This window comes from Calothrix sp. CBUCES-K 9914 (assembly GCF_059640475.1).
Genome location: NZ_JBXXZH010000096.1, coordinates 1 through 12,836, shown reverse-complemented (window position 1 = coordinate 12,836; position 12,836 = coordinate 1). Strand labels below are relative to the sequence as shown.

The 12,836-nt window shown below is 39.3% G+C and carries 10 protein-coding genes; all 10 read right to left on the bottom strand.

The window, feature by feature from the left end; all coding sequences use genetic code 11:
- Positions 1–54: 54 nt before the first annotated feature.
- The gene (locus tag AC2JBO_RS21195; RefSeq protein WP_496955634.1) at positions 55–1,299 is read right to left on the bottom strand and encodes an ABC transporter ATP-binding protein; all 1,245 of its coding nucleotides are present in this window, start codon (positions 1,297–1,299) and stop codon (positions 55–57) included.
- A gap of 37 nt (positions 1,300–1,336) precedes the next feature.
- Complete coding sequence (locus AC2JBO_RS21190; RefSeq protein ID WP_496955633.1) at positions 1,337–2,176, bottom strand: ABC transporter permease; 840 nt, start codon at positions 2,174–2,176, stop codon at positions 1,337–1,339.
- Positions 2,166–3,389: a glycosyltransferase family 4 protein gene (locus AC2JBO_RS21185; RefSeq protein ID WP_496955632.1), complete on the bottom strand. Its 1,224-nt coding sequence runs from the start codon at positions 3,387–3,389 to the stop codon at positions 2,166–2,168. Before AC2JBO_RS21185 ends, AC2JBO_RS21190 begins: the two co-directional genes overlap by 11 nt.
- 60 nt (positions 3,390–3,449) lie before the next feature.
- The gene (locus AC2JBO_RS21180) at positions 3,450–4,424 is read right to left on the bottom strand and encodes a glycosyltransferase family 2 protein (protein ID WP_496955631.1); all 975 of its coding nucleotides are present in this window, start codon (positions 4,422–4,424) and stop codon (positions 3,450–3,452) included.
- A gap of 52 nt (positions 4,425–4,476) precedes the next feature.
- The gene (locus AC2JBO_RS21175) at positions 4,477–5,697 is read right to left on the bottom strand and encodes a glycosyltransferase family 4 protein (protein ID WP_496955630.1); all 1,221 of its coding nucleotides are present in this window, start codon (positions 5,695–5,697) and stop codon (positions 4,477–4,479) included.
- Positions 5,698–5,777: 80 nt separating this feature from the next.
- Complete coding sequence (locus AC2JBO_RS21170) at positions 5,778–6,797, bottom strand: glycosyltransferase family 2 protein (protein ID WP_496955629.1); 1,020 nt, start codon at positions 6,795–6,797, stop codon at positions 5,778–5,780.
- Positions 6,798–6,868: 71 nt separating this feature from the next.
- Positions 6,869–8,221 (bottom strand): O-antigen ligase family protein, encoded by a 1,353-nt coding sequence (locus tag AC2JBO_RS21165; protein ID WP_496955628.1) that lies wholly within the window; start codon positions 8,219–8,221, stop codon positions 6,869–6,871.
- A 165-nt stretch (positions 8,222–8,386) separates the two neighbouring features.
- A complete protein-coding gene (locus AC2JBO_RS21160; RefSeq protein WP_496955627.1) occupies positions 8,387–10,561 on the bottom strand; it encodes a GumC family protein in 2,175 nt (724 codons plus the stop codon).
- Between the two features lie 143 nt (positions 10,562–10,704).
- Positions 10,705–11,901, bottom strand: coding sequence for a glycosyltransferase family 4 protein (locus AC2JBO_RS21155; protein ID WP_496955626.1), 1,197 nt, complete (start codon positions 11,899–11,901; stop codon positions 10,705–10,707).
- A gap of 168 nt (positions 11,902–12,069) precedes the next feature.
- Positions 12,070–12,606, bottom strand: a complete 537-nt coding sequence (locus AC2JBO_RS21150) for a hypothetical protein (RefSeq protein ID WP_496955625.1) — start codon at positions 12,604–12,606, stop codon at positions 12,070–12,072.
- Positions 12,607–12,836 lie beyond the last annotated feature (230 nt).

Below are 12,836 nucleotides of genomic sequence, written 5' to 3'. Positions count from 1 at the left end.
ATTTTGGTGAATATAATCAATAAATGGTTATTCGCAAAGGAAGACTAAAAAAGATTAGCGAGCATGGCTGGAAACTAGCACTTTTATTGGTAAGCGACAACCACCATATCCTCTATCTCCAACTGTGTCTTTTGGACCTGTGCCAACTTCCCAAGTAATATCACCTGGAATATAATCGAGTAGGCAAGCGTTTGAAAGTACTGCTGGTGATACTGAATATATATTGGGGTGAAGTGGATTTCTCGGTAGATGGAAATGTATTTCATGAACACCCGGTGGCATTTCTAATGCTGGTTGTTCATGGTCTGAGTCAAGCGTCATTACACGGTTTCCATCGAGTGTTTCAAAACCAACACCAATTGCTAAATCTGATATATGTTGAAAACACTGTACAGTAAATACTAACTCTAATGGTTCTCCATAACTAAAGGTTGTATTCGGCGCCAAACTCAAACGCAATAAACGTGCTTTATCACCAAAACCGCTATTACGTCGGATTAAGTCAAGGTCTACATCAAATGTGGACATTGATGCTTGAGATGAATAACGTTGAATAGCATCTTCAACATCGCTTACTGGTAAAGTTACACCTCGTTCTAAATATATCGCTTGCGTGCATAAGCGTCTTACTGCTTGCATATTATGACTCACGAATATAACCGTTCTTCCTTCTTTACCAACCTCTCCCATTTTGCCTAAACATTTTTTCTGAAATTGAGCATCACCAACTGCTAACACTTCATCTACAATTAAAATTTCTGGTTCTAAATGTGCTGCTACCGCAAATGCTAGGCGAACATACATACCAGATGAATAGCGTTTAACAGGGGTATCTAGAAACTTATCAATTTCGGCAAAATTGACTATTTCATCGAATTTACGTTTAATTTCTAGCTTACCCATTCCTAAAATGGCGCCATTTAGGAAGATATTTTCTCGACCTGTTAGTTCTGGGTGAAACCCTGTTCCTACTTCTAATAAGCTAGCAACTCTTCCAGAAATACGAATTTTGCCAGTTGTTGGTTCAGTAATTCTGCTGAGTATTTTTAATAGTGTAGATTTTCCGGCGCCATTACGTCCAATAATACCAACCCTATCACCCTGTTTAATTTCAAAGGATACATTCTTTAGTGCCCAGTATTCCTCACGGTCGAACATTTCCTTTTTTGCGTGGGGTTTGACTGCATGAACTATCGACTTTGCCGCATCTGTAATGGCACCGCGAAATGTTTTATAACTATCTTGTTGGTGTGAAATAACGTATTTTTTACTTAAATTCTCAACTCTAATTACAGTCATAGGGTTTTAGATTTTGGATTTGAGATTTTGGATTGATCTAAATAACGTCAGCGAATGTGCGTTCCATGCGACGGAAATACCAAATACCACTCAATAGTAACAATAATACGAGTGCAGTTGACAAGGCAAAACCAGGTAGATATATATTTGATTCTCCTCCTAGTATTGCCCAACGAAACCCATCAATCACACCTACCATCGGGTTGAGCGAATATAACAAACGCCATTTTTCATCAACGACTTTGCTAGTAAACCCTACAGGTGATATATATAAACCAAATTGCACGATAAACGGTACAATTATCCGAAAGTCTCGGTACTCTACATTCAATGCAGCTAACCATAACCCGGCGCCCATTGATGCCGCGAATGCGATAACTATAAATAATGGTAGTGTTAAAATCCGCCAGTCAGGAATAAAGTTGAAATATGCCATTAATCCAAGTAGAATAATTCCCGATATCATAAAGTCAACAAAGCTTACAATCACTGCACTTGTTGGAACTATTAATCTGGGAAAGTAAACTTTAGACAGCAAGTTGGCATTGTTAATTAAGCTGTTACTGCATTCCGTTAAGGCGCCAGAGAAAAACTGCCACGGTAGTAAACCGGCAAAAACCATGAGTGGATATGGCGCCGTTCCTTCACTCGGAAGTTTTGCTAAGTTACCAAATACAAATGTAAATACTATCATCGTTAAGAATGGACGTAGTAATGCCCACGCCATACCAATGATGGTTTGTTTGTAACGAACTAAAATATCACGCCATGCAAGAAAGTAGAATAATTCTCTATATTTCCATAAGTCTCGCCAGTATTGACCTTCGGTTTTACCCGCTTCAATAATAAGGTCTTTTGTTACTTCCTTAGTTTTCATAGTAAGCTTGCAGTAAGGTAGGGTTGAATTGGTTTTCTAAAATTTTTTCAACGTCGTTAATCATTCTGTTAATACTGAATTTTGTAACAGCATGGTTCCGACAACGGGCGCCTAGTTGTGGGTCTTGTTGTCTCCAGTCGATAATTTTACGTATTGTTTCTGACAAGTCGGTTTCCGAACCTGGATCAAAAAGTCCTCGCTGAAATTCTTCCGTTAAACTTTCGGGTATCCCCCCAGTCCGACTTGCAACTACAGGTGTTCCACATGCCATTGACTCTATAACTGAACGTGGGAAGGGTTCTGACCATCGACTCGGAAGAACTGTAATATCACTAACTTGGTAAAGACTTGTTGGACTGCTTACATGACCAAGGAAGCTAACATAATTTTCAATGCCTAAATCAACCGTTAATTTTTCTAAGCTGGTTTTGTATTCTTCTCCTAATAGTACTGGTTTACCCGCAATCAAAAGTTTGACTTGATGAGGATAATTTTTCTTGAATAAGGCAAAGCCGTTTAATAAAATTTCTAGTCCCTTTTCCGCGTCGAGTCTACCGACGTAGGAAATTATGCGACAATCGGATGCTATACCCCATTGTTTACGAAGTTCTGCAAAGTCGGTGGCTGGTTTATATGTTTCTAAGTTAATGCCGTTATGAACTACGTTAATTATATCGCCTTGGTAGTTTTTTTGTACCCAGTCCATTTTAGTTTGCTTGGAAACAGCGATAAATTGCTTAACTCCAAGTAACCCTATTTGGATTTGAGAACTCATATTCACCATTGCAAGATTATGTTTTAATTGTTTGAATTTGAGTTGCCATTCCAATGTTGTTTTTGGTGGTGGCAGATGAAGGTAGCAAATTAGTGGGATATTTAGAGTTAAAGCCAGAATTCTACCGATAAATGTGTCTTGGTATTGGTTACTTAGAACAATACTATTATTTAGCTCGTATTCCTTGATTTTTCGCCTGACTTCTATTATGCTCGTGATAAAATTGAAGATGTGCGAAGGACGATAAACTCGAAATTGTTTGACTTTTAATGTCTGGACGCAAAATTGTTGATATTGTTCCAACAAGTTTTCTTCGTCTGAGTATAGGAGGATTATTTTATGTCCTCTTTGTGCTAAACCCCGACAAATGTCAAATAGTACTAATTCTTGTCCACCCCGACGGGAAGTTGGTTTTTCTTCCAAAACGAATATATACATAATTTGTATCTAAATTTTTTTTACCACAGAGACACTGAGAGACAGAGGGAAGAGAGTATATTAGTTTTGTTTTACATATTTGTTAGAGAAGGTTAAGATAATGCGCTTGAAGTCGCGCGTTATATTTCGTAGACCGTCGTAACCACGATGACCAAATAAGCGCAACATCAAAATTGCGACACTCAGTCTTAAAAATCTTTCGTTGAAACAAACTTGGGGAGAATGTAGAAACGCTTGTTTTCGATATTTACTCGCTTTTTCTATGTCCCCGTCGTCTATTGCCAACCACGCAAACCCCAGAAATAAACTTGCATATGCTTTATTTCGTAAGTGCAGTGTATCTAATGGCACTTCCGCGAATGCTTTTTCATAAACAGTTTTGAGTCCATACAGCATTTTATCTCGGTTTTTAGTGACATTTTGTGGGTGTCGTCGGTAACTAGTCAAAGGTTCTTTGATAACACCAAATTTGTATCGTCGAGCTATTCGTAACCATAATTCTAAATCTTCTGCATGGGCAAGTTGAGTGTCATATCCACCTACAGTATCTAATATATGGCGCCTTACTATAGCTGAACTGCCAGTTGAAATAACATCGTTTTCTAACAATTCTTTCCAAATCATTCCTTCTGCATGAGAAGCAAAAATACGATTGATTGGATTTCCCAATTCATCTATCAACTTTGTCCAAGTGTAAACTACTCCTATATCTAAATGTTGATCTAAATAATCAACTTGTTTCTCTAAATATATTGGTTCCCACAAATCATCAGCATCAAGAAACGCTATATAGTCACCTGTCGAATTTACGATCCCATTATTGCGAGCTGCTGACACTCCTTGATTTACTTGTGTGATTAATCGCACTCGTGAATCCTTAGATTGTGGTGCCCATTCAACAAGAGTGTCAGAACTACCATCGTTAACAATTACCACTTCATAATCAGTATAAGTTTGTTGCAGTACACTATCAAGAGTTTGTGGTAGATACCGCATTGCATTATATGCTGGAATAATTACAGAGACTTTCACCATGATAAATACTCCTAACTCCTAATTCTTAAGTACGGTGCGTGACGCCACTCAATTAATCGCTTCGTTGTAAGATTGCTGGTGGCATCACACACCCTACACTCATTTTTTGATATACTTCTACCGCGCGTTGAGCGTATTGTTCCCAGCTTAAGTCTTGAGGTTGAAATGCAAGTGTACTTTGCTGTTTTTGTGCAAGTAATTCAGGGTTTGTAGCAAGTTTTGTCAATAGTAAAGCTATAGCTTCGCTGTTCGCTGGAGGGATAATATAACCTGCTGGATATTCGTCTATATCATTCTCTAACTTAAGGGGTGTTGCACCGTTGATACGCAGTACGTCTTCACCACCAGTATTTGTTGTACTAATTAACGGTATACCACAGGCAACTGCTTGTGAGATGACATATGGAAACCCGTCTTCAATGCTAGGCATTACAAAAATACTACTGTTGCGGTAGTATTCTGCTAACTTTGGTTCGGGAATATGACCAATACACTTAACCCGCGCGTCTCCCGAAGCTATTAGTTGTGGGGTTTCTGGTGTTGCACCTCCAATTAAACAAAGTTCGCTATTGGGAATATTCGCTTCCATGAAACCTTTAACAAGGTAATATATACCTTTGCGAATGCTTAGAGAACCTGCATATACAACGCGAAAAACGTTATCCTGCTTGACTCCGGGTGAAAAATTTTTCAAGCTTGTGCCAAAGCGGTTGTAAACTAAACGTTCTTTTGGAAAATCTTCTTCAAAAAAACTACGTTGAACAAAGTAACTTGGCACTGCCACTTGAGTTGCTAGTTCATACTCTGCTAGTTCCGTCTTAACTATTTCCGGTCGTATTTCCGTACACTCTAAACCAAACTTTTTATATTCAGCTTGTAGTAATTTTGATTGGTAGTTGATATGTGCTGAACTGCGTTCTAGTAAGAATGGAACATTATTTTTTTTTGCCCAATTAATTGCTGGAAGTGAGCAACTTGACCAACCATGAACTAGTGTACTGCCTTCAAGATAGGGGACAGCAGCTTTTGCGAACATCTTATATATAGTAGGCAATGATTTGCGAACTAAATTTTCTCCACCAACTTTTTGAATGACTCTATTTAGGAACAGCGTTAAGGGTAAGCTGACAACTTTATCGTCAGGTACACCCCATCCACGAGTTTTAAATTTTGGGTAGTTGGTTATGAGTCTATGCAAGTAACCCTGAGAATGTAGTTCGCGCGCTAGTTCTATTGCGTGCCATCTTCCACCGACTACTATAGATACTTTCATGGTTGATAATGGGGGAAAGGGAAATAAGTAATTTAGAAAGATATTCAGAAATATATTTAGAAATATATGTAGAAATATACTTAGAAATATATTTCGTTAGGTTTCCAGTTTTTAGCTGAAACGGGTTCTGATAGTTCTGTATTCACTGGTTGGTTAGATAGGCGCCTTCTGAGTGTATAAACAAATTGTAGAAAACTGTCATAAGCTTCCAAACCTAAGTAATGCATTAGCGCAATTAAAATACTTAGGCGCCAAAATTCGTGTGATAAAATGAGTTTTGGGTCGTATTGTAAAGCCTGAGAGCGAAAGCGAGCTGAAAGTTTAAAGTCTTTATCTTTACTTTGCAGCGCTTTCCAAGCTAGTATCAAATAGGCGTGACCATAACTAAGCTTTTTGAGATATTGAAGTTCGCTTGGTGCTGCCTTGAAAGCGTTTCTAATTACTTTGGCATAACCGAGTTTCATTTGCTGCCAGTTTTTGGAAGCATTATTCGGGTGCTGTCGGTAGAAAATCAATGGTTCAGTAACAACAGCGAACTCATAGCGAGCTGCTATTCTAATCCACATTTCCCAGTCTTCATTGTATCGAACAGAGGTATTAAATAAGCCAACTTTACCGAAACAACTGCGCCTAACTACTACTGAAGGACAGTCAATAAAATTTTTGACTAGAATCTCCCCATAAACTCTACCATTAGTGATAGGTCTCATTAATCTTCCTGTGGGTTGACCTTGAGCGTTCATCATCGCAGTCCAGCTGTAAACTAGTCCCACTTCAGGATTTTTATCCATAGACAATACATGTGTTTCTAATTTAGTTGGCGCCCACAAATCATCAGCGTCTAAAAATGCGATATATTCACCTTGTGCTGCTAAAATACCAGCATTACGTGCAGCAGAAACACCTTGATTTGATTGTGAAATCAATTTAAACCGTGGGTCTTTGATTTGAGAAGCCCATTCTTTAACATTATCTGAACTTCCATCATTCACAACCAGTACTTCAAAATCAGTAAAAGTTTGGCGCCAAACACTATTGAGTGTTTCTGGCAAATACTTCATCGAATTATATGCAGGAATTACAACTGATACTTTTGGCATAATTTAACTCCAAATTTTTAACTTTTGTTTCATCAGTTAGGTGCGTGACGCTATTAGATTTACGCTTCGTTTCAGACTTTTGGTTGCGTCACACACCCTACTTCCCATTTCCAACCTGCTAAAGAAATTAATGTCCAAAAATAGAAAAATAATGTAGTATGGCTCCAAATGTTTTCAGTTATCATCCCCACTAAAATAGCTGAGACTATAGCTAATAAAATTAAACATAAATTCCTTTGTTTACTATTTGATGGAGCAGTTCTAAATATTTGTAACAAACGAATTAAAACAGCTAAGAATAACAGTATAAATGAGGCAAACCCAATTACGCCACCTTCTGCTAAAGCTCTAACATAATCGTTATGGGCATACGCATCTAAAACTGTCAATTGTTTACATGTAGCCAGTCCATATCCTAAAATGGGATGTTGTTCCCAAGCTTGTAATAAAAATGTCCATTGTGCTAGGCGCCAGTTAAAACTGTTACCATCACTTGCAGAAAGCAAAATTGCCCGTGACACATCTATATCAGGGTTAAATAGTGGTGTGCTAGCAAGTGATGCCAAACGCTGTTGTCCAAATTCTGTACTGGCAAATAAGCTGATGGCAATTATAAACAGTAAAACACCGCCGATAATTTTTGGTAAACTCAACTTCGGAGCAATGTATACCAAAAGAAAAACAGCCAGCATTACTATACTAAACAAAGCTTTGGTTGCAACATAGAAAAACGCTAATAGTCCTAACAAGCATAACCAGTAGGAGCGCTTTTTTGTTTTACCTAACTTCCATAGCGTTAACCCAATAAACAACAATAAAAATGTCGCGAAGGTGTTGGGATGACCCAGTGTACCATTCACGCGCGATACACTTTCTACTGTTCGGGCGCCAAACTCATCCCCTGAACCACCAACAAACATTGCAGGCAAAAGCGATGGTGAAAAAATTTGCAGGGTAGCAATAGTACTGGGTACTACCAAGGCAAAAAATAATCTAGAGACAATAACTTCTGGGTGAACTTTATCTTTCAACTGCAATACCAGCAAGTAAAGCATCAACCACGAAAATATTCTTACCCACTCCCGTAAACTCGTTTGCAAGTTTGAAGCATCCAACCCTAATCCGCCTAAAAACATCAGTACTAGCCATAAAGACTGTAAAGCAACCCATGCGGCAAATATCCACCAAAACTTTTCCGTAGTTACTTGTTTACCCGTCATTAGTTGTATTGCTACATAAAATAGAGTTAAAGCACTGATACCAATAGCAAATGCAGCTGGAAGTTGCATTCCTGAGAATGGGTCGAGCGCACTTCGTAGCACAAGTAAACCAACTACAGCAGTTTCAAACTGCATAAAGAAGAATGCAGTAGCAGGTATCATCGCAAACCCTAGTCCCAAAAGCATTGGACTAGCACCTGCCATAAACCCAGACACGACAGCTATGCCCACCGCAAAAAGTGAGACAAAAAGCGTGATTAAATGGGAACGAGTGCGAATCAGCATAGGGAGTTAAGAGGTAGGGTGTGTGACGCTATAACAATTTTGAAACCAAACTAATGATCTAGTAGCGTCACGCACCAGAGCGAATTAGGTTTTAGCATTTAATCGTTTTGGTTGATAACCGCTGACGGGATAGCGGTAATATTGCTCGGTAAGCGATGTCATACCGTTAACTACTACTCCAACGATGGGAATGTGGTTATTGTTTAACTCAGAAACCGCGCGTTGAAGTATTTCTTTGATTGTGAAATTAGGACGTGTCACCATTAACACACCATCAGATTGTTTGGCTAGGGTGGCAGTGTCTGCACAAGCGCTTAATGGTGGTGTATCAATTATCACGAAGTCATAGTTTGCTGCAGCTTCGGAGACAAGTTTTTTCATTGCCGCTGACTCAAGCATTTGCGATGGTCTACCGTGTAGTTGACCGCATGTTAATACAGATAGGTTAGGAATATTCGTATGTTGTACAGCTTCTTTGAGGTTAATACTTCCCTCGACTATATCTGCCACACCTGAAGAAGTAGCAAGGTTAAAAATCGTGTGTTGTACAGGGCGCCGTAAGTCAGCATCTATTATTAAAGTACGCCGTGATAGCATTGCTGATACAGCAGCAAGGTGCGAAGCTACAATTGACTTTCCTTCACCGGAGATAGTACTGCTGACTACTAATACACGTAGACTTTCTTCAGTACGAAATTCGAGTGATTTGAAAAGCATTCGATATGGTTCGATCAAGCCAACGTTATCAAGAAAGTTGTCGGCAGCAGCCCCTAATACCAATGTTTTAGATGGTAAACGCGGTAAGACTCCAAGTAGAGGTAGTTTCAGTATTTCTTCGGCTTCGGAGGCATCACGTAAGGTATTATCCAGTACTTCTAAAAGGATAATTACACCAGTAGAAAGGATTAAACCGAAGGCGCCAGCAAGAACAAGTACAACGTTAGGTTTAGGAGAAGTTGGTTGTGTAGGTGCTTTTGCGACTTGAATAATTTGGAGATTGCTAACTTTTTGCGCTTCCGCAATGCGCGCTTCTTCGAGTTTAGCTTGTAAAAATTTTAGTGAAGCAGCAGCTTCTTCGCGTTTACGAATTAAAGCTGTAAGTGGCTGTTGAGTCAGGGGAAGCTGGGTAAGTCGGTTGCGGAGTTCGGCTATATTAGTTTCTGTTAGACGAAGTTTATCAGCAATTGCTGCCTTTTCTATTTCGTTGGTAATTAGTTTGGACGTTAAGTCTTGGCTAATTTGATCCCCTGCAACAACATTATTAGTGCCAATATTATTAGTTGAGGCGCCTGCAGTATTAGTATTATTAGCAGGAGCAACGCGCGCTAGCTGTTGTGAGTAAAGACTGCGGAGAGCATTGCGCTGTTGTACCAGCTTGACAACGGTAGGGTGAGTCTCAGTAAATTTCAACCGAGCTTCGATAAGTTGAGTTTCTTGCTCTGTTAGTTTCGCGCGCAACTTCTGTAAATTATCGTCTTGACCACTGCGAACGGACTCATACGCCCTATCAAGTCCTTTGGCTTTAGTAATTTGACGCAACGATGCATTGCGCGAGTTGGCATCTCGAAATTGAGTAGCAAGGGTACGCTGTTGGTCTTCGAGAGCTGCGACACTCTGAACAAGGCTTTTGGTTTGTTCATCAAAATCAACAATACTGCTTTTTTGACGATAATTGTTTTCTGCGGCTTCAGCTGCTTGGAGTTGAGAACGCACTTGAGGTAACTGCTGCTGTAAAAATTCCCGAACTTTAGTGGCTTCAGTACTAATCGATCTAGTATTATCACGAATAGTTGCCATTGCAACTGCATTTACCAAGCCGGCAGCTAGTTCAGGATTTTTTGATTGATAGCTCAGTTCAAGGATATTCGTCGCTGGAATTGTTTTTACTTTTATTCCTCGACTTAAATCATCGGTTGTAACTTCAGCTAATTTTTTTTGCCCACCTTCAGTACCTATATAACGAGAATCTCCAGCAATTGCTAACGCTTGACTGAGAACTCGTTCTGACTTGATTAGCTCCGCTTGATTTGCCAGGGGGCTATTTCCGGGACTACTTGCAGTAGTTTGCGCCAAGTCGCGTCCTAATTCTGAAACACTAACTCTTTTATCGTCAAATATCAGTCTTGCGGAGGTTTCATAAAGACGTGGTGTTACTTTCAAATAAGCAACTCCTCCAGCCATTACTCCAGCAAAAGTGAGTAACGCAGGCAAAGCACGCCGTTTCAAAACTGTCAATACCGACCAAAAGCCCTTTTCCATTACATGTACCTTACGGTTACTGTTTTATAGTAAATTGTTATTCGTCGTTAGTCATTTAGCTATCGGTTGTTAGTAGTTATTGCTAACTATTCCTCTATATCTTCCGAAGTAATTAACTAAACAACAAAAAACTAGTACCACATTTATTTCTTCGCTGTTACTCCTGCTAGTCCACTTTTACGAGTCTTACCTGCTTCTAAGACACCTTCAGACAAAGGAGTACTAAGCAGCTTGGTGTAAAATCTCATAGTATCAGAAGTGATTCGATCCCAGCTATAGTTATTTTGTTGGTAAATTTGAGCATTTTTGGCCATTTTTGCACATTCTTGTGGATGTTGAATCGACCATTGAAGCGACTGCACACAAGAATCTACATTTCCAGCTTCAAATAGAATTCCGCGTCCTGCAACTAATTGCTGGTGAGGAGGTATATCACTAGCAACAACAGGGATACCTTCGCGCATTGCTTCAAGCATTGCTAAAGGTAATCCTTCCAAGTCGGAAGGTAGCGCAAATAACCCGGCGCCTCGTACAATCTCTGCAAGACGTACACCCTTTAACTCTCCTGCAAAAACGATATTAGGATTAAAGGAGATTTTTTCCAAAATTTCGGTTGTGTAAGCTTTGGTATCGCTAACACCACCTGCTAGCACTAGCTTCCATCCAGTTTGTTGTAGTTTTGAGAATGCTTCGATGAGCAGGTCTGGACGTTTTTCGGGAACGATTCGACCCAAGAATAGAATATAACGTCCCTTTTCTAAACCTAAACTTTGTCCATAATTAAACTCTGAGTCAGAGTCAGCGTAGGATGCAGGAGCATTAGGTATGTAAACAGTTTGCCTGCTGTAAGTTCTTTGGAAATAAGTTTGAAGTGCATTCGAGACAACTATAATGCCATGAGCGAACTTTACTGCTGTTTGTTCACCCATTTTAATCAGACGACTCGAAAAACTTCCCCATTTTGCCCTTTGCCAGTCCAGTCCCTGACAAGTAACAACAATCTTGGAACTCGAAGCAACGCGCGGTAAACAGGTGAAAAGTGACGGACCTAGTGCATGAAAGTGAACTATATCATATTGGCTTCCAGAAGAACCAATAGCACCCAATGCGGAAGTTAACAGAGCATCCACCCCACGCATTTTTAGACCGGGTAGCGGTATTACATTAACTCCTTTATAGTCATAGCGTTTACTCCATGAGGTATTTGTGTAAGAAGCGCGCGCGAACAAATCAACATTGCAACCAGTTTCAACCATACGTGGATAAAGTTCTGCACAGTAATGCTCAATTCCACCTTGTAAAGGTGGCAGACCTTTTGCACCGATAACAGCTATTTTCATAATCAAAATATGTAACTAAAGTAACTAAAGTAATTAAAAATCGTTTACTCTTGACTGGATGTGACAAAACACCAATAAAGCGAACTACGGAAATTACGTATTACTGAATATCTTTATTATTCCTCCTTTTCAACTGCAATTTGAACACCAAGTAATCTTTTTAACACATCAAATAGATAACTTACGAATCGAATTATCGGTAATTGCCGCACAAACCTCGCTAACAACACTACGAGCAGTAAAAGGACAAGCAACACGCGCGCAATTATAAGACGGATAATCATCGCTCCTGCTCAAAACTTGAAGCAATGAATTTTTGATATAAACAATGCGGTAACAGAAATTGGGATAATGCTGCTTGTACAACTTTGTAGCAGATGTATTACACGATAAAATCTGTGAAAACTGGGGTAACAACAAATTTTCGAGAGTAAAATAAGCAGGAAGCCTTTGCCAGAGAATCACCTCTTTATCATCTGGAGCTTTCACCTTCGCGTAAATATCGCGATGAATAATAAATAGTGTTTTTCTATCCTGCCACTCACCTATATCCTTGGTTTCATAATCTTCCGTTCCTACAAGTCCCACCTCAAATTCATTTGGCACGTACTTGATGAAAACCCTAATTAGAGTCTGAATACCTCTAACAGTAGTATTCCAAGGCTTGAATTGGTAAAAAATTGTTAGAACTGGTTTACGCATCATAACAACCTTGGATAATTCGAGTGAAAATACATAGAACGTTTTTCACCTTTACAATTGGCACACAGAGAGTTTGCTGTTTTTACATATAAACTTCATCACACTTTTAAAATCGTAGTCGCTTCACAGTTTATTTGCACTTTTTTGACGTAATCTTCATCAAAACTTGATATTCAAAGTATATTTTCTTTCCCTCATGTGGATTCAAACCCTACATTACCCAAAAAAACTGC